General features: G+C 57.1%; 19 protein-coding genes. 1 reads left to right on the forward strand and 18 read right to left on the reverse strand.

The features are described 5' to 3' along the window. Positions 1-97 precede the first annotated feature (97 nt). From ACIPL2_RS08370 to ACIPL2_RS08420, 11 genes are all read right to left on the reverse strand, one after another. Positions 98-2908 (reverse strand): hypothetical protein, encoded by a 2811-nt coding sequence (locus ACIPL2_RS08370; protein WP_401354860.1) that lies wholly within the window; start codon positions 2906-2908, stop codon positions 98-100. Next, on the reverse strand, positions 2905-5112 hold the full coding sequence (locus ACIPL2_RS08375) for a hypothetical protein (RefSeq protein ID WP_401354862.1): 2208 nt from the start codon (positions 5110-5112) through the stop codon (positions 2905-2907). The genes ACIPL2_RS08370 and ACIPL2_RS08375 overlap by 4 nt, the downstream gene beginning before the upstream one ends. A 119-nt stretch (positions 5113-5231) precedes the next feature. Next, positions 5232-5660, reverse strand: coding sequence for a hypothetical protein (locus ACIPL2_RS08380; RefSeq protein ID WP_401354863.1), 429 nt, complete (start codon positions 5658-5660; stop codon positions 5232-5234). Beyond that, on the reverse strand, positions 5657-6073 hold the full coding sequence (locus ACIPL2_RS08385) for a GPW/gp25 family protein (RefSeq protein ID WP_401354866.1): 417 nt from the start codon (positions 6071-6073) through the stop codon (positions 5657-5659). Before ACIPL2_RS08385 ends, ACIPL2_RS08380 begins: the two co-directional genes overlap by 4 nt. Positions 6074-6102: 29 nt before the next feature. Then, positions 6103-7554, reverse strand: coding sequence for a phage baseplate assembly protein V (locus ACIPL2_RS08390; RefSeq protein ID WP_401354868.1), 1452 nt, complete (start codon positions 7552-7554; stop codon positions 6103-6105). A gap of 44 nt (positions 7555-7598) precedes the next feature. After that, a complete protein-coding gene (locus tag ACIPL2_RS08395) occupies positions 7599-8312 on the reverse strand; it encodes a hypothetical protein (RefSeq protein WP_401354870.1) in 714 nt (237 codons plus the stop codon). Further along, complete coding sequence (locus tag ACIPL2_RS08400; RefSeq protein WP_401354873.1) at positions 8300-8479, reverse strand: DUF5908 family protein; 180 nt, start codon at positions 8477-8479, stop codon at positions 8300-8302. The genes ACIPL2_RS08395 and ACIPL2_RS08400 overlap by 13 nt, the downstream gene beginning before the upstream one ends. Next, positions 8476-8937: a phage tail protein gene (locus ACIPL2_RS08405; RefSeq protein WP_401354875.1), complete on the reverse strand. Its 462-nt coding sequence runs from the start codon at positions 8935-8937 to the stop codon at positions 8476-8478. Before ACIPL2_RS08405 ends, ACIPL2_RS08400 begins: the two co-directional genes overlap by 4 nt. A gap of 19 nt (positions 8938-8956) precedes the next feature. Then, positions 8957-10141 (reverse strand): phage tail sheath family protein, encoded by a 1185-nt coding sequence (locus ACIPL2_RS08410; protein WP_401354878.1) that lies wholly within the window; start codon positions 10139-10141, stop codon positions 8957-8959. 66 nt (positions 10142-10207) lie between these two features. Continuing rightward, positions 10208-11287, reverse strand: a complete 1080-nt coding sequence (locus tag ACIPL2_RS08415) for a phage tail sheath family protein (protein ID WP_401354881.1) — start codon at positions 11285-11287, stop codon at positions 10208-10210. A gap of 48 nt (positions 11288-11335) precedes the next feature. Next, positions 11336-11785: a phage tail protein gene (locus ACIPL2_RS08420; protein WP_401354884.1), complete on the reverse strand. Its 450-nt coding sequence runs from the start codon at positions 11783-11785 to the stop codon at positions 11336-11338. A 1362-nt stretch (positions 11786-13147) separates the two neighbouring features. Between ACIPL2_RS08420 and ACIPL2_RS08425 the strand changes: the two genes are divergently transcribed. After that, positions 13148-14125: a hypothetical protein gene (locus ACIPL2_RS08425; protein WP_401354886.1), complete on the forward strand. Its 978-nt coding sequence runs from the start codon at positions 13148-13150 to the stop codon at positions 14123-14125. A gap of 414 nt (positions 14126-14539) precedes the next feature. On the opposite strand, the gene ACIPL2_RS08430 is transcribed toward ACIPL2_RS08425, so the two are convergent. From ACIPL2_RS08430 to ACIPL2_RS08460, 7 genes are all read right to left on the reverse strand, one after another. Then, the gene (locus tag ACIPL2_RS08430) at positions 14540-15484 is read right to left on the reverse strand and encodes a spore coat protein U domain-containing protein (protein WP_401355208.1); all 945 of its coding nucleotides are present in this window, start codon (positions 15482-15484) and stop codon (positions 14540-14542) included. Between the two features lie 68 nt (positions 15485-15552). Continuing rightward, positions 15553-17910 carry a fimbria/pilus outer membrane usher protein gene (locus ACIPL2_RS08435; RefSeq protein WP_401354889.1) on the reverse strand — a complete coding sequence of 786 codons (2358 nt, stop codon included), beginning with the start codon at positions 17908-17910 and terminating at the stop codon, positions 15553-15555. Positions 17911-17951: 41 nt separating this feature from the next. Continuing rightward, a complete protein-coding gene (locus tag ACIPL2_RS08440) occupies positions 17952-18731 on the reverse strand; it encodes a molecular chaperone (protein ID WP_401354891.1) in 780 nt (259 codons plus the stop codon). 30 nt (positions 18732-18761) lie between these two features. Beyond that, positions 18762-19256 (reverse strand): spore coat U domain-containing protein, encoded by a 495-nt coding sequence (locus ACIPL2_RS08445; RefSeq protein WP_401354893.1) that lies wholly within the window; start codon positions 19254-19256, stop codon positions 18762-18764. 3 nt (positions 19257-19259) lie between these two features. Next, a complete protein-coding gene (locus ACIPL2_RS08450; protein WP_401354894.1) occupies positions 19260-19796 on the reverse strand; it encodes a spore coat U domain-containing protein in 537 nt (178 codons plus the stop codon). A 20-nt stretch (positions 19797-19816) separates the two neighbouring features. Next, positions 19817-20326 carry a spore coat U domain-containing protein gene (locus ACIPL2_RS08455; protein WP_401354896.1) on the reverse strand — a complete coding sequence of 170 codons (510 nt, stop codon included), beginning with the start codon at positions 20324-20326 and terminating at the stop codon, positions 19817-19819. Between the two features lie 80 nt (positions 20327-20406). Next, the gene (locus ACIPL2_RS08460) at positions 20407-20907 is read right to left on the reverse strand and encodes a spore coat U domain-containing protein (protein WP_401355210.1); all 501 of its coding nucleotides are present in this window, start codon (positions 20905-20907) and stop codon (positions 20407-20409) included. Positions 20908-21595 lie beyond the last annotated feature (688 nt).

The raw sequence follows: 21595 nt of genomic DNA on the forward strand, positions 1-21595 counted from the left end.
CATGGTGCAACTCAACCGACGGGACGCGGGTCTTTTCTGACCCACCGGCCATGCCGATCCTGCGCCGTTCGCCCCCATTGCGATACGATGATCGACGTCAGTCGGAGTCCGCGGCATCCGGTGGCACCCAAAACAGTTCGTCGTCGACGATGACTGAACTGTTCCATTGATCTTCGTTCACCCCCACCACATCGGTCCGTTGAGCCACGGTGGCGACGTGCATGGCACCGATACCCGTCAACGAAGAAGGAATGCAGCCCAAGGTCAGCATGCGCATCAAGCTGTAGGATGCATCTCCCAACGGCGCGCCGCTGTTTTGCCAGGTGTTGTAGGTGTAAGCAAAGTTCTTGAACTGATCGTCCGGCAACCAATGCATCATCATGGAAATGTAGGAGGGAAACTCCTCTAGGATGGTGTCCTTCATCCAGGCATTGGTGGCATAAATGTCGCTGGTGAATTGGTTCAACTGGTCTCGATTAAAGACCACGCTGACGATAAACGAAAAACGGTCCCTGGACGCGTGGCTGGCACTGTCGAAATACCAAATATACCCTTGGGCCAGATCCGCAGCCGGGAAGTCGTGCTCGCCTAATTTTTCTACCACCAGGGTACTGGCGATGTTATCCGCCGCGACGATTTTCACCTGCAGTTCCGTCGTCACGCTCGTGGGCGCGACGGCCAAATCGGGGGTGGGCAGGGATTTTTCAATGGTCAGAATGTCCCCCACGTGGACCATGGCCGGATAAGGACTCTGGGGCGAGGAGGTCAACCGTCTCTGGTCGAGAGACAGGCCACTCTGATCGTCGTCGTAGACTAGCGGGTAAGTCATGTCCTCCAGCCAGACTTGACAGTTTTGCCATTGCACCGTGTTGGCCGGATCCAAAATATCGGTCAATTTACTTTGCAATTCCGCGTTGATCGCCATGTTTAAGGAGAACGCATGGGCGCTGACCTGAACGATCATCAGGGCACGAATGGTGTGCGCGACGCCATCGGGTTGGGTCAGAATCAAATTGACCAATTGCCCAACTTTTAACGGGGCGTGACTGCCGCGCCGCATCGTCACCTTTAAATAGTTACCGTCGACGGTTAACCGCTTCGGCACTTGCGCGTCATTATAACTGGGGTCCGGATAGACCGGCAGCAGCCCTCGATGTTCAACAACGTAAAAAGGCAATTTGTCCAAGGGCGCGTCTTCATTGAAAATTTCCGCGCCCCCAATGCCGAGGCGGGCAGCAATACGCTGTTGCAAGGCGGATACTTTATCAATCCGAATATTGGCGCGCTGGTAGGTCAGGGTCGCAATCTTCGAGAGGTACCCCTGTTGCGAATTCATAAAGTGCTGCGCCGAGACTGTGAAGGTCCGTGGCGCCACTTGGCTGTTGAAATATCCCAGCAAGTAATTGATATAAGCGAGCTCTTTGTCAATGTCCGTGCTCTGCGCCTGCAAGTACTGCTTGATGGCGGGCGCGCACTCTCTAAAGATCACATCGCTGATGCTGAAGTCAGAGAACGGCCATTGCTCGCCCCACACAACATCATTGATCGCCCGATTGAACGCCAGCAAATTGGGCAGCAACTCCAGTTGCTTACACGCATTGGCGAGCAGTTGCTCCAAGGGTAGAAGATATTGATGCAGCTGTACCTGCGCCGGCGTTGCTGGCAGCTGCAACAGGCCATAGCAGGGAGGCAGTTTGTCCGTGACCGGATGATAAGCGGCGGGGTTACGCCAACGTCCATAAGGCAACGTGACCGGGGCATTGAAGACCTTGGGCGCGACCGTCAGGTGCGCGGCAATCGCGGCGGCGCTGGCGGTGCAGTCAATCCCGTTGGCGAGGAGCCGCACCGCGGTGTCATCGGCCAAGACGCCAATCGGGTCTTTGCCCCACAGGCGCGGATAACCACCGCCCATGGTGGCGGTCCATACCCACGGATTGTCCGGGGTACTCTGCTCGCTGCCCAATGACCGTACGCTTTTGACCCCGTCAATGGCTAACAGCGCATTGACCAGGCGCGCCAGATTGAGGGAGACCGGTTGCAGGTATTCGAGCACGGGCGGCAGTTGTGGAATCCATCCATTGAGCAAATACGGACCTTGGTAGATGTCCTCATTGCTCCAGCCTTGTTCCTGGAGGTCTTCGGTTGAGTGGCGCAAAATGGGCGGTGTAATGTACTGCTCGGTGACCGTATAGATGTTCGCTAAAATAGCCGCCACCGAGGTGCTGGCATCGACGTTATCTTGCAGCTCGATAACCATGTTGACCGTCACATCGTTGGGCACCAACCAGATGATCCGGCTGACCGCTTCTCCCAGGTTGCGGTGGTCACGCAAGTAGGCATCCAGCACCGCCTGCGCCGCAAACTTGTTCGCCTCCGTTTCGCGCGCGGCCTGTAAATAGAGAAAACAATTGCCGAGCAGGGAGATTTCAATGGACGCGTCATCCATGGGTTCCACAAAGCTGTACACGCGCTGATCCACGTTATACCAATAGTGATAACGGGCCTCTTCCGGTTCACGCGTCACATACACGTTGTCAAAACAGAAAAAATCGCGGATACCGTCAGTCCATGTCAGGTCCAACAAGGCGCGGCGATAGTCTTCTACCGAAATCGGCCCACAGGTCAATGCCCGCTGCGGACCAAAGGTAATCGGGAAGATACCGTCGTCAGTCTGCTCCTGAGGGGCCGGCGTGAGTAAGTCGCTGAGCGGAAGCGAGGTCCGATAGGCCACATCCGAGGCGTTGTAGCAAAGGGCCTGCAGGAGCGTAATCCCGGGATCGTGCTCGTCCGTATTGCTCCACGTCAGGCCAGAGTATTGTTGAATGGCCCGCTTGGCCTGAAGCAGCAACGTCTCAAACTCGATGAATCCCTTAACGTTTGGAAACAGCGCCTCTTCAATATTTTTCATGACCGGTCCCCTGCTCGCTGCGTATCGTCTGCCCACGCCAGAGCCCCCACCAGGATCAGCACTTCGTCATCGGCCCCCTGGATGCTCTGCCGACGACCGTTCAGGGTCAGGCTGACCACATAATCGACGTAAGGCTGTTGTTGGATCTGTGCGACCACATCGTAATAATCCAGGCGATTGGCCAGGTTCACATTCGTCGCCAGCTCCTGCGCCCACGGCATGAAGTGTTGTTCCAGCGCCAGATGCAGTTCCCGATAACCGTAATCGGGATTCATCCAAGGATGAAACTTCACCTCATAGGCGATCTGAACATCGACGTAGATCGGGTTGTCGACGACGATCTGTTGCCACGGGGAGGCCAGCTGTTCGAGATAGGCCGCCATGTCCTCCAATCGCGCCGTATTTAACCGAGGGCGCAAGGCATCGGTGTTGTCTTTTTCGGCGTTCGCCGGGATGACGATCAGTTTTTGCTGCCGCTGCGCCGGGACCATGGTCTGCTTGACACTGGCCGGGGTCGCCACGTCGAAGACGGCCCGGAATTTGGTCTTGAGCATCGCCACCATATCTTGCCAAGTGAGCGCCCGGTTGCGGTGGACCAGGCGCTGCGCTGAGCGCTCAAAAAACGCGGAGGTCGTTTCACGGGCGCGACCGTCCCAGGAGTCCCAGGGCTGGAGCGTATTGGACAGTCCGGAAATAGCGGTCAGTGGCTGGCTAATACTGTGGGCGGGTAATGGTTCAGACAGGGTGCTGGGATCCAGTGCGGCCGGATTTTGCAGGGTGGCCGTCATCCCATTGACCACCAATCCGGTGACGAAGGGATAGTCCGACACCCCTGAAACGGATACCCCGGAATTGTCCATCAGCCCTCGTAACCAACACCGCCCAGCCGGCATACTGGAGGCGGTCGTGCTGGCATCCTGGGGTAGCGTGGCGGACCATAAGCCGCTGCGAAATAATCCGGCGGTCTCATCGATGACAGAGGCATCCAGTGTGGCCCATTGATTGTTCGAATTGAGGTATTGCCAAATAATCGTCAGCGCTTTCGCTCCCGACACCTTCCAAAAAAGCGACACCGTTTGTTGGGACTGGAGCGCGGCAAGCCCTACGTACAATTGCGCCTGCGCCAGCGATGGCGCCTCGGTACTGTAGCCAAACGGGGTTAACAGGTACTGTTGCGGATCGTCCACCACCGTGGTTGCGTTAATCGTCACTTGGCGAATCACCGGTAACGCGCTTTGCCCGGGGAGATCAGGACATGCCAAGCGGATGACCGGAGCGTCCAGGGTTAATCCATCCAACCCCACCGGGGCGCTAATGGCCCCCACGTCCGCGGGCGCTAACGAAAACAGCAGCGTCTGGGCGGAGGCGCCAGGGCCAATCAGTTGCAACGGCAACCAATGGTCACCGCTGCTCACCTGCGCGGTGCTGACTTGCGCGGCGTTAATGCTCTGGGAAAATAGGATTTCAAATTGTCCCGCGTCGGGCGCTTCCAGCAACGAGGAGGTCACCAGGCGACCACGCAGGACCGTTTGATCTTGATCGCTTTCGCTGAACAAGCGCAGACCGCTGGTTGGCCAAGGGTGTTGCGACTTTTCGTAAGCAATAAACGAGGTGGCGACGCCTTCGGCCCGTGGCCTCCAGCACCACCGCAAATCAGTCCATTGGCATTGGTTGGCCAAGAGGTCATTGTCGAGTGCATATTGGATCTTGGTGCCTTGAGGGTCCTGTCCCGCCGAAAAAAGGGTTCCGCCTGGAATCAACAGCTCAGTCAGTTTTGGGGACAGCACAAACGACAGGGCCACCTTTGCCGGTTCGGCGGGACGCTCAGCTAACCCCAACAACTTGCGGTAATACAGTTCTCGATGCGCATGCGGCAGGCAATTCAATAAGGCGCGTGGCGTCTGCAACACTTCCAAAAAGGCCAGCAGCAAGGCTTGTTGCGGCCACAACGTGCCGCCGGCCAGTGCTCGGTGCTGGTAGATTTGCGCCAGTTTTGCGGGATTTTCTTTGGCCGTAAAATAAATGTGTTCCCAAGTCAGCGCTGCGCTGGGAGGCGCTTGGCTAAAGTCAGGCGCATAGGGAATTAACTGGGTGTATTGCTCGATAAACTGCAAGTTTTCCAGGATCGTGCGGTTGTCTAACTGAAACCCCTGGGCAGCCATCAGCCCCGACAGAAAGTTTTCTACTGTGGATGTATTTGTCATTGATTACTCTATCCTGATCGGCCGCTGACGGACTCGCCTTAATGGACTGCCCCGGGACCGCCTGCACGCACCTGACGTTCCCCTTCCCCTGATGTCGATGTCCCGTCGGCTGGCGGGCGCTATGCACTGCCAGCCGTGACAAACCGTTGGGCGCAGACAAACTCTCCTGTGCCCTGACTCGGTGCCGTTGAGTCAAACGTGGTCGGTACCCCGGGCATCGATGCAGGCGATTGCGGGGTAAAAAGAGCGTCGAAGGCCGTGCCTTGCGTGATCAGCGCGGTCCCATTGGTACAAGCGGCCGCTTGCTGATCGGGCTTTAATTGACTAATGGTTACGGTGCCCGTCCCTGGGGTGGGGAAGGCCGAGGTGGTGTAGGTGGCCTTAATCTGGACGTGGCCTTCATCGCCCACGACGCAGACCTGTTCATTGGCCACCGTCACGCCTCCGCTGCCTGCAATCACTGCGGGCTCAATGATCGTGACGTGGCGCATGCCGAACAGCGGTTCAAACTTGAGTTCGTCGCCGTTGATCACCACCAGTGAGATCATGCCATCACGCTCCGGCCGTTACCGATATCCAGTCGGGTAATCAGTTTTTGCGCGATGTCACTACCACGTAAGCGATAGACCACCTGCACGAGCAGCGTGCTGAGGGCCTCGCTTGATTGCTCAATGGTGATGGAAGTCACTTGCGCGCGGCTTTCGAAGTTGAGCACGCTGTCATAAATCTGCGATTCTATTTCTGTTGTCAGCCCCGCATTGATATTGGCGAACATAAAGGTGTTCAGGTCACACCCATAGTTTTCACGCATGATCCGCTCTCCTGGCAGGGTGCTGAAGAGGATGATCAGGCTCTGTCGAACGTCTTCTGACCCCGCCACCATGGCCACGCCGGTTTCCGGCGAAAACACCGGTGGAAACGCCCAGCCGCGACCATAAACTTTTTCCAGAACATCGTTCATGCGTCTCTCCACAACCATCCACGTGACCCTTACTTAGTCACCAATTTAATTTCGTCAGCTTTAACTTCCACACTTGCTTTGGCGCAAAGGGCGGCAGACGTGGATTGAGTATCAAATTGAAACAGCAAATCCATGTCGTTGAAGGCCATCCCCTTGACCTTGTTTTCTTTACTGACGTTGACCAAGGGTGGGTTTTGGGGGTTGTACATGGAGCCCAGGAGCACCGGAAAGCAGGGATCGTGGTCAAAAAAGCCGACCACCACTTCATCCCCGGGGTTGGGGTAAAAATAAAAGCCGCCATCGCTGCTGGCATACGGCATCGCCAGTCGCACCCAAACGGTATTATTGTCGTCCCCCAGCACCGGCAGGGAGACGCGTAAGCGATTGAGGTCATTGGGGTCGGTCTTAAATTCAGCGACGACCCCCACCTGCAAGCCGCTGGGCGTCGCCAGCGGGGTCAGCTCACCGCTGCCGTCCTTCATGCCCAGAGCAATGACCGTCTTCCAGGAGGTTTTATCCACGCTGTGTGAAACGGCCGTAATAATTCCGGCACCGTCAAAGCCCTGGCCAAATTGCGCCAGGGCCAATGTTTGACCGAGCTTGTAGCTCACCGAACCGCGGACTTGAAACTCGCCCAGCACACTGGTGTCGTGCAGGTGTTGCAAGGTGCTCTGGGCCAACGCCTCGAGCTTTTCCTGGCTGATTGACGCACTGCTGCCGATCACCCAGGGGGCCTTGGTCAGGGGCTTTTGACGGGCCGGATTAAGTGCGTCCTGGCCCAATGCTTGCGCAGTGGCCATGGCGACGATGAGCTCCTGCTTGGCAATATCCCACGCTGTTAGCGAAAGTTTTTCCGGTTGATAGCGATCGCTAAAACGCCAACTGGCCTCAAAAATGGAGGATTGCCCCTCGGTTCCCGTCTCCCGGTTGACCTCGGTGCTCTTCAGCGTGTGATCCGGCGTGCCCGCTAAGGTGGGGGTTACGATCTTTACGTCTTCAAACTCAGGCAACAACCATGCCCCACTCTCATCGACCAAGCGACGCACATACAACCAATCCGAACAACGAAACTGAATGAGTTGTTCCTGAACGGTTTTCATGTCGGCCTGGTTGGTGCAGCTCAGCTGCTGTTCAGCTAACAAGCCGCTGATAATGGCTTGCGCACTCTGATTACTAAACACCTGCGAACGGCACGTGCTCGCCAGCCGCGCCAGGGGGTGTTTGATCACCAGCTCCAACTGCGCACTGGTTTTCAGTAAGCTCAGGCGCTGCTCGACGATGATGCCCTTGAACAACAGGTCCCACTGCCCTTGGCGGTCGATCATGATCGAAATAGGATTGCCGGGTTTGCACAGGGCAATCTCGGCGTCACACCGACTCAACGTTTCCAAGGCGTTTCCTTCGGTCGACAAAAGCAAGCGGGCCGTGGGAATAGCATTGACGCGTTGCGTGGTGGAACACCATATCGGCTGCAGGGTCATTAAGGCTCGTGAGTCAATGCCGGCGTTTAACTGAAGTGACGGCATCAGCTCGTCCCCCCCGCGAGCGGCGCCACCAGGGTTTGCCCTGGTTTGATGTCATCGAAATTGTCGAGGTCGTTACTCCACGCCAAATCCAGGTAATTGATACCGCCGACTAACGAGGTGCTGGCCGTCGCCGCGACCAGGGCTAAATTGGCGGGACCGGCAGGGACAGAAATAACCAGCCCCGGCGGTGACAGCAAGCTCTGCTCCGCTTCTTGTTTAGCAATGCTTTCATCGGCCTGGATGGTCAGCTTGGCGGTGGCGTGCAGGGGCGTGCCATCTCGATCAAACAAGCTGTAATGGAAGGACAACGCCGTCATCCGCCCGGCGAAGTAGCCATTGCGCGCCCAGCGCATGTTGCCCCACTGGACCTTCAGAAAGCGCGGCTCTCCGCGACTGGGATCAACGGTGTAACACAGTTGGCGCAGCGCGGTCAGTTCGTCCTCGAGCGAGCCCCCCACACTGAACATGCGGTCGTCATAAACAAGCTCCAACCCCAGGTCGCCGGGCTCGGTTTTTGAATAATTGTTACTTTGCGCAGTGTCATTGATAAAGTCATTGGCGCTGTATTGGGTGGCATAACTCAGCTGCAGGGAGTCCGGATTGAATTTGGCCCCGATCATGCCGACGACTTTGGTCAAATTGCGGTCGGCATACGCCGTAATGGTCAGCTTAACCAACCCTTGGCTTAATAGCGTGGAGGTCACTGGTTCCACCCCCGCTCTTCACGCAATTTCTCCAGGACCCGTTGCGTAATGGTCTCAATCCAGCGTGCCTCGTCGACTTTTTCCTGGGCAAGGCTACGCGGCGCTGGGTGGGCTTTAGTGGGTTCGGGAGCGGCAATTTTGGCCTGGATCACCAATTCTCTGATTTCGATGGTCATGCCCTAATCCCCCGCCAACGCATGTTCTGATACTTCAGCTCCAGGGTATTGACCATGATACTGCTGGCATTGGCGTCCAGGTTGGCTGTTTGCCAACGCACCGGCAACGCATTGCTGATGGTCCAGCTGCAGACAGGCAATCCCAGGTGGTTCAGGAGCAAAATCACCACGTCGGCGTAGGCGATCTGTTGGCCCTGCATGATTTTCTCAAACGCCATGGTTAACGGCGTGACCGTTATCACGCCGCGTTCCAGGGTCAAGGAGCCATGGCTGATTTTTTCTGCAAAATAAAGGTTTCTGACGTTCTCTCCACCTTCGCTGTGTTGCGTGACGTTCAGCTCGCGAGACAGTCCCGAAACGCTTTGAAAGGCAATGTCCAAGGGGCTGGGGAAAAGCCCGTTAAAAATGAACGTGGTGATAAACCGCGAGGTGGGTATGGGTTGGAATAAAGGTTCCATGGCACATTTCCTTCCTTGCTCAGAGGCTTCGATCGCCGGACAGGTCAAACTGCAAACTGAGCTCAATAAATTCAGCGGGGTAAAGCGGGGCGACGCGAACGTTCAGGATCATGATCCCGGCACGGACATCGTCCTCGGTCATGGTTTCATCTAGCCCCAAGTGAACGCTGAACGCCTGCTCCTCTTGCGCACCGAACAGGCCGCCTTCCACCCAGAGCAGGTTCAGCCAGTTGGACACTTGCCCTTTCACCTTGTACCAGGTGATTTCGTTGTTGCGCTCAAAGACAAACATCCTGGCCAACCGGCTGGCGTTTGTCTCGATATAGGACAACAAACGCCGGACCTGGACATAGCAGGCCGGGCTATTGAGTTCAGGAGAGAGGGTCCGACATCCCCAGATCCGCACGCCTCTTCCCGGAAAGCTACGGATAAGATTGACGCCAGCATTGCTGTTGACGGACTGATCATGAAGCGCCAGAGGGGGCTGCGTCGTGTCGATGACTTTGGACAGCACGACATTGGCTGGCGCGGTCCACACGCCTGCGGCCTTGTCCACTCGCTCGATCGCTGCGGCGACAGCCGCTGAGGGCGGTATGACAACCGGTCGGTCATTGTCGCGATATTCGCTGACTAACCGAGGCCAGTACGCCGCCCCCCATCCGCGATGGGTGCCGACAAAGGTATTCAAGCAATTATTCACATTGGCGCCCAAGTCAGGGGTTTCCAGCAGCGCGAATAATCCGCTTCGGCACTGACACAGGTTCAAGAGCAATTGCCACGCCTCATGCCACAAAGACGGCGAGTCGTCAGGCAACAACACCGTATCGGGAAACGCAATTAACGTGATCAAGGGTTGGCCGGCGATGGCATTGGCAATAAGCGGGTCCCCCAATGCCGTCACTATTTGTGCCCCCGTGCGGTTGGCGTAGCGGCCCAAGGACAACACAAATCCGCCGCTGCCCTCATTATCAAAATAATGCTTCATGCAGTAGTAAAGAACCCCCTCGCTGAACGGTTCATTCACCACGCGCGACGCGCCGCCAAAGATGTTCTGGTATTCAGAAAAATCATTGACGGCCTGTAAGGTCGAGGTCGGCCCCTTTTCGGTATAACCGATGAAGAGGGGTACCGCGCTGCGGGTTTCTGCGCGTGTGATGGACAGGGTTGTTTCACTGACCACGACGCCCGGCTGCGGGGTTGGCATGATGCACTTCTCACAGTGTTTAGAGGGGATAGCCCTGGGCGTGGCGCCGTCTGGTGAACGGTTCGGTTATTGAGCCATGTCTTGGGTGAATTGCAGAATAATAAACTCCGCAGGACGCACCGCCGCCATCCCGACCTTGACAATCATCATGCCTTGGTTGATGTCGTCCTGGGTCATGGTGACGTCCTTGCCGACCTGGACGAAATACGCTTCTTCGGCCCGAGCACCGGCCAAGGCGCCTTGTTGCCACAGCTTATTCAGGTAGTTTTCGATCGACCCTCGTGCTTCTGCCCAGGTGGGCTGACTGTTGGGTTCGAACATGGCCGGCTTCATCGCCATTTTGATATCGCGCTCGGCACTGTCGAAGAGCCGGCGCACCGGGACATAACGCCATTGATCCGAGTCCAGGCGGGTGCGGGCGCCCCATACGGTGGTGCCGCCTTTGTTAAACACCCGAATCATGTTGAGGGCGTCGCCCTTGGTGTACTGACCCTGAAGGTCATCGGTCACCGCGAATTGAGGCACCAACCCTCCGTTTATCGTGACATTCGCCGGCGCTTTCCACACCCCTCGCGTGAGGTCCACCCGGCAATAGACGCCGGCCATGACCGCGCTGGGCGGAATGGCTTGCGTCGTCCAGTTAGCGAGCAGCCAGGGATAATAGATGGCGGCGAATTCCGAGACCAAGGAGGAGACCGGGGCCGAACCAGTTGCCTGACTAAGATCCGTGGTCGGACCATCCACGATCGCAAACAGGCATCTTCCCGTGCCACACAACATCCCCACCGGCGAGGTGATGTCCTGTCCGGCGGCCACCAGGGTGGTGGCGTCAATTAACTTGGGGACCTCTGCCACCCAGTCGGGCGTCGGAATCAGGTAGCAATAGCCGCCGCCATTTTCGAAGTAGGTGCGCATGCAGACATCTAGAATGTCATCGGGGTCAAACGGCACCGGGACTGCGGAAGCCACGGTGGTTTTTTTATTCAGATAATCCATCCACGAGGAAATGCGCGTGGTTTTTACAAAGTAGGGGTTGGCGGTGTCAACAGCGAACACCGGGACGGAAGTTGCACTCGCTGACACGGACAACGACAAGCCATTCAGCTCTTCGATGTACACGCCGGGATACGATACAGTGACTGGCATGATGCTCCTCACCCAAAGGTCGATTTCAACAATGAACGCGATTACACATCAGTACATCTGATAGGTGACCCGGTCGGCGGTCAGGGTAAGTTCCTGAATAGACACCTCGTTGCTGTTGGCATCCAAGGTCGGCGAGGATAGAGAGGTCGGGAAGGCATCTGCCACGTTCCACGTGAACAGGTATTCATCGCCCTGTTCATTGGTGAGGCTGATCATGATGTCTTTTTTGACCACCTTGTTTAGCGAGATGGTGCTGATCCACTCATACAGACCATTGGACCCACGAAATAAGCCTTTGCGCAGGGTGATGGTCACTTTCTCCCTCAACCCCGGCATTTTGAAATAGTTGCCGACGCCATCACGGTATTCCATTTCCCCATATTTAATGTCCAATCCCGTCACGTTGCTGAAGGGGATTTTCTCATCGTCAATGGAGACCACGAATCGATAGGAGGGGATGGGGTATTCAAAATCAATTTGCTCGGGAGTAAGAGCCATGCTTGTTTCCTCGACGCCGGGTTAAGCGGAATAATTGTTACAGGAGTGTTGTAGGAAAACTCGAAACGTCAAGTCGCTCATCACCCGTTGGCAATATAATCAAAGGGTAGCGGATACCGGCGTGCGGAGGAAAAGATTTCTGAACATTTTTAGCCAAAGCCAAATAGTGGAACTATCAGCCATGTAGCGTCGATAGAAAAAGCAAGGAAAGCGTTGTTAAGGCAACCCAAGAGCATAAGATAATTCCGACAGACCTGGTGTACGACTTCCCGTGATTGGCCCATTAGGATACTTTCTGCTAAATTTAGCCACCCCCCGGGAATACGCCCCACAGGAAATAATAAGCAGGTCACCTCTAGATCCATTAAAAGCCGTACGCCTGCCTCGGTTTTCCCGACCCAAGGACACCTTCTTATTACTGGATGACTTTTTCAATACCGGAGGCAGAAATAAACGCGGACCATTTAGAATGTCAGTGAGGGCGCCGATGAAAAGCATTACGCCATCGACAATAAGTACTTCTCAGGACCGCGGTCGCCGGTACTCTCATCGACAAAGAGGGCGCATCACCACCCGAGCACGGCGGGCTTTCGAAAACCCGTGACGCGTAAGCCGGAAAGAGCGCGAGCATGATCACCGGCAGTCAGGGCGCTCGAATGGGTCTGTTCTCACGAGGGGTTTCACGGCTCTTGTGAGCTCCCGTTGGGGCGTGACCTGGCCCCCCCTTTGCTTAATACAAATAAAAATGGACTATTTTCAATGGCCTGGATAAACGCCTAACGTACTGTTGCAAAGTTTGCAGTAAACAATCTTGACCGAGCCCCCCCGTATTTCTCTTCTGACGTCTCGCACAGTATCAGTTGCTGGCCTGCAGCGTGTGCAACTTGACACGAAGTCCTCCCTGACAGTTGAACGGTTGATGATGCGCACGGCACTGACGGCGTTGCTATAGGGCGTATGTTCTTTAGCCATTCAAGGGCGCTCCTCGTGTAGGGGTGGCGTAAAAATAGGCAGTCTATCGCGAAGCCCATTTCTGGGTACATCATGAGCGCTGAGAATTTAGGTCGCTCCCTTCATCCGCCTAACATAGGACCTGTGTATCTTTTTAAGTATTCCCCTACATACATTGAAGTGGGCGCCCGCCATGCATGCGGACATCTAATTCCGTCATATTGCCTTGAAGAAGATATCGGGGTGCGTGAGCGTAGGCTTGCGAGCGCTCCAGAGCGCGCGCAAACTTGAAGTTGATCCGTCTCAACTGATTCCTGGAGGTGTTCTCCCTGCGCGCGGTGAGGGATAATGCTTAAGCTTAAGTTTTGCTCGGGTGTTTAAGTAGTTAGGATCGTCCATAAAGGTAGCACAATGTATAAATATACCACCCCCAGGACACGTCGTGAGGAGCGCGTGCAATCAACTACCGTGGAGGAGGACCTCACCAGCAATTTACAGTTCGCCCTCCTGGCTAAACTCCCACTTGACGTCACTCCAAGCACGTCTGCATTACAGAACGCGATGTCGTCAAATGAGGCGAAAGCAGCAAGTACACAACAGGGGGATAGGGCGTTGGTCCGCCAGTCGCAACTTCTCCGGCAATCTTCGATTCGCTTGGGAAGCCATGAAGAAACATTTGCGGAAGCCTACAGCTATGATTCTTCACACTTTATGAATAACTTCTTAAGGTATGGTCAGGAAAAGACCTATGCGAAGGGTTATTTTTCACCCGAAGCGAATATTCCGCTCGACAGTCTGTCACGCGTGGAACAGTTTGTAGGTATTGTTAACCGGCTGCCTGCCACAGGTAACGTTACCCTTTACCGAGGGGGCTGCGGTGCTCGGGGTACGTCGGGAGAGGCATTTCGTATTGGCCCTGTAAAGGTGGGTGATATTTTATGTAACACTGACTTCGCATCTTTTACCGAAAACCCTCACACGGCCAAAGAATTTTCGTCATCTGTTATAGGTGTCGAACATCACTTTGATAGCACTTCTGTGATTTTTGTTTTAGAACATCACAAAAGTGCGAAGATTTTTGCCCCGCTGTCCATACGCAGTAAAGCCCCCTACTCTGAGGCCGAATCACTGGTTGCTCCAGGGAAGTTTTTCAAGATCATGTCGATCACGGAGAACAACGTCACGCTGTCTGGAAAATATCAAAAGTACATGGAGATATTATTAAATGAAGTGGATCAAATAAAGCCGGTCGTCAGCACTGAAACGCTGTCATCCGCACTAGAGTTTCCACCAGAGGTCTATGATCTTAGAACCGGGGAGCGAATTGACGTGGAGGTGTGGAGTTCACGGCTAGGTGCTGCTGCGGACCAATCTATTGCATGGAGTTGATTCTGTCCTTCAGTTCATCCCCACTATTGCGGCCATCGGTCTTGAACGCCGGCGGGGTCAGCGTCGGGTGCAAGGAGCAAGCCACCGCTTGATTGACGGCTTTACTTACCAAGCGGCGAACCGTAGCGATAGCCTGACGGCTATCCGTTGATCATTTAGGTCGGCCTTGCGTCAGCACGGCGTGGTTCAGCCCCAGCGGACTTCATGGTCGGTCGCACTGGTACGGCTGGGCAGGCATGGTGTGCTCCCAAGGGAGCAGCCATCCCCATGGCATCCACGACCGTCACGCCTTGCATGTTCTTGGCCGATCATCTCTGACCAGGGGCGAGCTCGAGAGGCATAGCGCGATAACACCTTAGGGCTGGCTCGATCCTTCGGCGCTTTGCGTGAGACCGTGGGGGAGCCGTGGCTCGCTCAAAATCCCACCTCCAGCACCACACTGTCCAGGTAGGTTCCCGCTGGTGGCGTGTTTTGGTCCGGATAGATCTTGGCGTTATAGTTAAACGTCTGGCTACCGTTCCCCAGGCCTCGGCCTGGGTTGAGGTCGGCCGTGGGGCTGGCGCGTCGTGCGCCGCTGACATTTCCCCAGCGGCTGCTGCCCGCGCCTTTGAAAATATCGTACGCCAGATACTGACCGGCGAAGAGCATGCGACGACGCCCGCCGGCATTGGTTGCATGCTGCCCATCATCCAGGCCAACGCTGTAGAGGCTGCCTTTGGTACACGTCAGCGTGATGGTTTGACTAGTGACCGCGCCAAAGGCGCTCACCACGGGGGCGCTGCCAAAATTGATATTGGGGGCGCTGATCAAACAATCGTTGGTCACATTCAGGTTCACCACCAGGCTGGTGGTGCCGCTGTTGATATCGCGCCCCAAACAAACGCCCAGCACACCGATGCCTGAGCAATAGTTCCAGTCCCAGTGGATGTTCAGTGTCTCGGTATAGAGTCCGGCGGCGACGTTGCTGCCGACAAGGGTTCGCAGATAGAGGGGGATGGCTGTGGCAACGGTCGGGTTGCCCAGCAAGCCCAAGACATCCAGAAGCGAATTGCGGGCAAAATCAAAGCCGACACCACGGGTAATGGGGTAACTGGAACTGTTGTTGGCGTACAGCGTATAACCGATCACATCCCCGGTGGGCCCGACCATGCCGGCAGTGGCCGACGTCACAGTGGCGTAAAAATGGTCATTGCTGGCCAGCACGCTCAGCAATGACCCGGTGCATTGTAAACCGGCATGCACCGTGGAGCTGAATTGGCTGGTCGTGCGCACGGCGATCGAGCTGACCAGGCCAAAACTGGCGGGCGTGGTGCTGCCCACCGAGCAGAGGGCAGATGCCGAAGCCGAGCAGAACATCATCAACAAGCCTGCCCAGAGGGCTGACCCGGCATTCCGACGGCGCATGGCCGACCTCCCTATGTTCAGGGTTATTGACACACCAGGGGACCGATGAAGGCCACCTGCGTCTGCTGCAGGTCGAGCGGGAACTGCGCTTGACAGGTGCGCGCATCGGCCAAGGTGACGCGGACGGTGTTGTACGCTTGCAACTGGTCGAGGTACACCAGCCCGTCCCAGCCGACAATCGCCTGTGCGCCACTTTGTTCGTGAAGCACGCGGCTTCCCAGCGGCAAAACTCGTTGTTGAGCGTCCACCAGCACCACGCTGGCCGCAAAGATGCGATTGAGCGGGAACGTCAAGAGATAACCACTGTTACGGCGCACCGCGATCCGTTGCTCGACAATCGGGCTTTGCACACTGGTCGGCAGGTTAAGCGGATCGATTTCGTATTTGCCTCGGTAATAGCCGCTGCTCCAAGGCACCAGCAGATGCCCATGGTCATCGGTCTGGCCGATCAACTGATTCTCGTAACGCACCGGAATATCCGCAAAGCCGCCGGTGCTCACGACGACGAAGGCATCGTCAATCCGATTGGCGGCAAACACCTGCTGATCCATCCAGACCAGGGCTCCGCTCGCATCGGCCCAGCGTGTGGACGCGTCGTCGCGACCATACACACCGGCCTGCAACTGCACCGATTGCAAACGCCAGGTCAGGTCGGCCTGCCGATAATCGGCGCCATCGCCGCGAGCGACGCCCACGTTGAACCCCAGGCCGCCTTCGCTGGGGACCGCGTGGCTGTAATTGAGTTGTTGCTGATTGTCGCCCTGATTGCTGCGCACATTGCTCATACTCAAACTGCCGTGCTGGTCAAACGCAAGCACCAACTGGGCCTGGAGCGCCCAACTCCGGTCGCTCAGGTCGCGCGAGGCCGACAGGTAAACGCTGGTGCTGCGCCACAACGATTTACTCCAGGTCAGGTTGAGCAAGCGGGTACGCGAGGTGTCGGCGGCCAAAACCTTGAAATAGCCCAGACCGAGGCTGCCCCAGTGTTCGAGATTAAGGTTGAGCAGTATCTGTTCACTGGACTGGCTGAGGCTTGAGGCACTGTCGAGCACCGCCAGATCGACATAACGGTGGCGTCGCTCCTGGCGTTGATAGGACAGGGTGTAACGCGCCGTGCTGTATTGATAGCCGAGGCCAAGTTGCTGCCCCTGCTCATCCTCCCAACGGCTTTGGCTGAGTGAGGCGTTGAGGACCCCTGCGTTTCCCAGTTGCAGACTGCTGCCCACACCCCCTTGCAGGAAGGCGTCGGCCGCCTCGAGATGGCTTTCCAGGGTCAACGTATCACTCAATCCGTACCGCAGGCTGTTGGCGGTCACCAGAGAATGGTAGGCGAAATCACGAATGGCGTAGTCGCGGCGCAGGCTGCCGATGGCAACTGAATAATCGCTCAAGCCCTTCTGCAACAACGTACTGGTGACATAAAACGGCATGGTGGTGGACACCTGGCGTCCTAACGCATCGGTGGTGAGCACCTCCGCTTCACCGGCGCCGTTAATGAACGGGATGCTGGTGACGGTGTACGGGCCTGGTTGCAAGTCGGCGCTGCTGGTCTTGTAACCGTTGATAAACAGGTCCATCGAAGACGGTACGGCAACTTCTCCGGCAAACTGGGGCAGCGGGTAGGTCACCAGGTCCGGGCGTACACTGAAATCGCGTGAAACCTGCAGGCCGCCCAGGCGTACGGAACTGTTCCAGGGCAAGGCGCCACTGACCAGATCCCCCACTTCATAAGTCAGTAAACGATCGTCATCCGAATAACGCCAGGTGGTGTCGTACCGTCGATAACCGGTTCCCAGCAGACTGTTGGCCGGCCCTGATAGGGTACGCCGAAATTGTCCGGTATTGGCCAGGGTCCCCCAGCTGTCAAACAGGCGAAGCTCGCTCCAGGCGGCGACATAGCGTGCATCGACGTCGGCGTCATTCAGGTACAGGTCATAGTTCACCAGTGCGCCGAAACTGCTCAAGGCCGGTGTGCGCGCATACAGGTCGCGCTGACCGAGCCGTTGGGTCGGCAACCAATCGGGCGGAACGGTCAATAACAACCGTTGGCCCAGTGGGTCATATTCAGTGTGCAGTCCGGCCAGAGTGGTCAAATCGACCTCGGCAGGGACCGCGGGCAATTTCAAGCCGGCGCTGCGCAAAACCGCAGCCGCCACCCAATAATGGCCTTCCCTCTGCTCAACCGCCACCGCACCTCCATTGCTCACTTGATTGATCACCAACTCCAGGTACAGCGGCGAATCAGCCACCGCTTCCATCGCGCTGGGCGCAGGCGGCAAGCCTGCGGCCAGGAGGTCATGGGCCCATAACAGGTAGCAGCACAAAGCAATAACGCCTTTCAGCCTGTGCCTGGTCCCGGTGCTTGGGGTCGTGACGTCCATGGCTGGGGCACATCCTCGTGATTGGATGACAGCTTTTCTGCTCAGTGCATGGGTGCCAGATTCTGCACGGCGGCAGCACCATTGACCCGCCCCTGAAGTGTTGCCCTCGGGGCGATACCTGAGGGCAACGGCCATTGCATGCGGCTGCCTGGCAACACGTAACCGAGCAGGCCTTCAGCCAGCGGAAAAGTCTGGCCCTCGTGCTGAAAGGCCATGTCCGTCAAGCGCGCGTGCACAGCCCCTTGATTGCGGATCTCGACATAGGCGCGATGGTCGATCAGCACCTGGCGCCAACTTAACGCCACCGCGGCTGGCCCAGAGGGCGCGGCCACGGTTTTTCCCTGCAGGCCGGCGCCGTAGGCAAAAAGCGGGATCGAATAGCGCATCTGAAGGTGTATGGCGGCGTCCGCTTTGTCTGCCTGGTCGGCGGCGATGGGCAGCGCCGAAGGGATTTCATCAATGATGACGCGGTAGGCCCATTCTTCGCCTGGCGGTAGGTCCCGCGTGCGGGTGAGTCGCACCAGTTGTTTCTGGCCTGGCTGAATCATGGCCATCGGTGGACTGCCGATGATGTCATGTTGCGTCTGGTATTGGTCCGCAAGGTCGTGCTGGTTCCAGGCAAACACCCGCACTTGCAGGTTGGCCGTCTCATTGCCGCGATTTTCCAGCCACAGCGCGCTGGCCTGCTGCTCGGACTCCAGTACCGGATCAATCGGCCATAACAGGATAGAGCTGGCCGCTTCAGCGGTGGCATCGGCCAACCACAGCATGGCGAATACGGTGCAACGGGCGACACTCAAACACCCTGTGGGTGAACGCATAAATGCTCCTGAGTCTGAAGGCTCGATGGGCTACCACGACAGCTGCACAAGCAGCACGTCCCTGTAAATGCCGACGGGTTGATCGCCGGGTAATTGCACCTGGGCATAAATGGGGAGGCGAATGTTGTTCGCATCGCTGTAGGTCACAGCCACGCTTTGGCCAATGCCCAAGGTTTGACTGAGTCCAACGTCACGAAACAGCTGATAGCTCACTCGGTTCGCGCTGGTGCCGAGCTGCAGATGTCGCCCACTGGTGTTGTGCTGCCCGCCATCGACCAACAGGGTGAGCGTCACACCCGAGGTACATTGCAATTGCAAGCCCCCGCTCAGCGCGATGTTCACGGTGTCGGTGGTCACGGCCGGGTGGCTGCCGAAGTCCAGGGTGCCGTAATGGCTGACGCCGCCACTGACCAGGCAGCCAGGCGTGACATTCGCGCTGACCTGAAAGCTCTGGCTGGTCACTGCCAACAGCGGCCGGCTAATCGCCCATAAGAGCGCCAAGGCGATGAGCGGCCGGACGTGCATCGCTTAGAAACTCAGCTCTACCGCTACCGTATCGGAGTACGTGCCTGCTGGCAGGCCGGGTTTACCCAAGGCTTTGCCGTAAAGATTGACGGTCTGCACCACGCCTGTACTGGGCAACAGCGCGATGACGTCGTCAATCGCCACCAGTTGAGCGTGTCCTGTGTCTTTGTACAGGTCATACGGCACAAACTGCCCCCCGCCATTGGCCAAGGCTCGGCTGCCGCCGGCCGATGCGCCATCATGGCTACCGCCGCGGATTTTCAGCGCCGGGGTGGTGCCAGCAGAACAGAGAATGCTCAACGCACCGCCGCCACTGCCCAGTACCTGTCCTTGGGCCTCGGTGAATAGGCTGTCAGTCGTGCCAAAATCCAGCGAGCCAAAGTTCAGTCCGCTGCCGCCACTTGCCCCGTTGACCAGGCAACTGCTGGTGAGGATCAAGCTGGCGTCAATCTGGCCAGTGACGGTGGTCAGCGCATTCGCACTGCCCGCCAAGGCCAGGGCCAGTGCTGATGCGCTGATTCGAGCTACAAGTACCTGCATGATGACGCTCCTGCTGTGGTTTACCAATCCAGCGTCACGGTCAAGGTATCGCTATAAATACCGGACGCCAGCGCATGACTATTGCTCGTCAGCCACCCATAAATGGGAATCAGAAGGCTGGACCGACCGAGAAGCGAATACGGGTGTGGCTGGTTAATGCGGTAGCTTTCAGTATTCGCCGGGTCGAGAAACAGTTGATAAGGGAGCGTCTGGCGGCCGTTGCTTAATCGCCGCGTGCTGCCGTCGCCATGTAGGCCCGCATCGATCGCCACGCGGATATCGGCGACCGACGAGGAGCACGCCACCGCGAGCCGGCCCATCACGGTGGCGTTGACCGAAGCCTTGAGCGCAGAGGTCCAGGTTGGGCCGCGGTCCCCAAAGTCGAGCCTGGGCCCCTCCCCCTGCAGCTCACCGAAAGCGGACGGCCTACCGCTGGTAACGACGCAGCCATCAAACAGGGTCAACCGGGCATAAATCTGACCGTTGCTGACGGCATGGGCATCGGCTGCCACCCACAGCAGCACCAGCACGAGCGCATGTGCCCGGACGTCCTGCGCGGCACGCGGCTCCTTGGCCGTGAAGGGATGGACGCACGTCCTGGCGCCTTGGATTACCAACTTAGGGTCACTTTCAACACGTCGCTGTAATGGCCCACGTGCGGAATGTCGGCCAATCGGTCAATGCGCGCATACAGCGGTAAGGCCGCGACCCCCGAATCGGCCACACGCCCACCGAACGGAACGTTGACTGACAAGGGACGGTGTCGGGCTGCATCCTGATAGATACGGTAGGGAATGGACTGCGCGGGCGCTACCGTGGTGGCCAAATAACGAACGTCGCCGACACCCCCATGCTGGCCGCCATCCACTTGCACCTGATAAAGGGTGTCTGGATTACAGACCAAGTGCGGCACACGGGACGTGTCCAGCTCGGCACTCAGGGGCCCGTTGAGCGGGTCCAAACGACTGGTGGCGCCAAAATCGAGCGCCCCCGCCTGTTCGATCCTCCTGGTGTCGCGTTGCTCAATCATTTGGCAACCTCGCTGCACATTGAGGTGCACCTGCACCTGAAATTCAGCCGCCTGCACCAAGGTGCCGGAGGTCAGCATCATGGCCACCGTCAGGTTGAGTCGGTTGAGCACGCGTCTGCGATCTCCCGAGAACCCCGTATTGGAAGAAATTGACGTTGGCTCCCCCCACTGAACGCCCTGTTCCATCTGCATCCGCCTGGTGTTGTACCGGCCAAACCACTTGGTCAATGCCCTGCACCTGTTGGGATCAACATGGCATTGATGGCCACTGTCGCAACCGGCGATTTTCTTCATTTCGCGTAGGGAATTACTTCATTCGATATACTCTCCGTAAATCTACGTAGAAGCAGGCGCCAGAACTTTCCAGAACGGATGGGCGCGTGGTTTTGCCGACGAGCTTTACCGCTCCGTCAAGCGCCATTGACCCAGTACTGACCCCGGCATTGAATGCCGTTTTTTATATCGATACTGAGGGCGTAGAGAACACGTCGTTCGTTTCCCGCCGCGCCATCCCGGTGTATTACAGGTGGGCCACCACTGCCAGATAAGTCCCGGCGCCCTAAGTACGGGAGCGCTGTTAGTGTTGATCTGGGGCAATAGTAGGCGAGCCGCTGAAGATAACAAGCGGATTGGTCCGAGGACATGTGCAGCGCCTTCACACCCCCGGCTATTCAGGGCCTAATTAAATGTGTGTTGCATGCAGGGGCGTAGGATGCTCGCCGCAAGTTTGTAGGATAACCCTCGATTTGTTTAAATTCTGAAACAACTC

It is taken from the genome of Pseudomonas sp. NPDC086251, from assembly GCF_044746405.1.
Taxonomy (GTDB): Bacteria; Pseudomonadota; Gammaproteobacteria; order Pseudomonadales; family Pseudomonadaceae; genus Aquipseudomonas.

Coding starts and splice junctions, on each gene's coding strand:
- ACIPL2_RS08370 (WP_401354860.1), bottom strand. CDS start 2,908: ATGAAAAATATTGAAGAGGCGCTGTTTCCAAACGTTAAGGGATTCATC.
- ACIPL2_RS08375 (WP_401354862.1), bottom strand. CDS start 5,112: ATGACAAATACATCCACAGTAGAAAACTTTCTGTCGGGGCTGATGGCT.
- ACIPL2_RS08380 (WP_401354863.1), bottom strand. CDS start 5,660: ATGATCTCACTGGTGGTGATCAACGGCGACGAACTCAAGTTTGAACCG.
- ACIPL2_RS08385 (WP_401354866.1), bottom strand. CDS start 6,073: ATGAACGATGTTCTGGAAAAAGTTTATGGTCGCGGCTGGGCGTTTCCA.
- ACIPL2_RS08390 (WP_401354868.1), bottom strand. CDS start 7,554: ATGACCCTGCAGCCGATATGGTGTTCCACCACGCAACGCGTCAATGCT.
- ACIPL2_RS08400 (WP_401354873.1), bottom strand. CDS start 8,479: ATGACCATCGAAATCAGAGAATTGGTGATCCAGGCCAAAATTGCCGCT.
- ACIPL2_RS08405 (WP_401354875.1), bottom strand. CDS start 8,937: ATGGAACCTTTATTCCAACCCATACCCACCTCGCGGTTTATCACCACG.
- ACIPL2_RS08410 (WP_401354878.1), bottom strand. CDS start 10,141: ATGCCAACCCCGCAGCCGGGCGTCGTGGTCAGTGAAACAACCCTGTCC.
- ACIPL2_RS08415 (WP_401354881.1), bottom strand. CDS start 11,287: ATGCCAGTCACTGTATCGTATCCCGGCGTGTACATCGAAGAGCTGAAT.
- ACIPL2_RS08420 (WP_401354884.1), bottom strand. CDS start 11,785: ATGGCTCTTACTCCCGAGCAAATTGATTTTGAATACCCCATCCCCTCC.
- ACIPL2_RS08425 (WP_401354886.1), top strand. CDS start 13,148: ATGTATAAATATACCACCCCCAGGACACGTCGTGAGGAGCGCGTGCAA.
- ACIPL2_RS08430 (WP_401355208.1), bottom strand. CDS start 15,484: ATGATGTTCTGCTCGGCTTCGGCATCTGCCCTCTGCTCGGTGGGCAGC.
- ACIPL2_RS08435 (WP_401354889.1), bottom strand. CDS start 17,910: ATGGACGTCACGACCCCAAGCACCGGGACCAGGCACAGGCTGAAAGGC.
- ACIPL2_RS08440 (WP_401354891.1), bottom strand. CDS start 18,731: ATGCGTTCACCCACAGGGTGTTTGAGTGTCGCCCGTTGCACCGTATTC.
- ACIPL2_RS08445 (WP_401354893.1), bottom strand. CDS start 19,256: ATGCACGTCCGGCCGCTCATCGCCTTGGCGCTCTTATGGGCGATTAGC.
- ACIPL2_RS08450 (WP_401354894.1), bottom strand. CDS start 19,796: ATGCAGGTACTTGTAGCTCGAATCAGCGCATCAGCACTGGCCCTGGCC.
- ACIPL2_RS08460 (WP_401355210.1), bottom strand. CDS start 20,907: ATGATGCTGACCTCCGGCACCTTGGTGCAGGCGGCTGAATTTCAGGTG.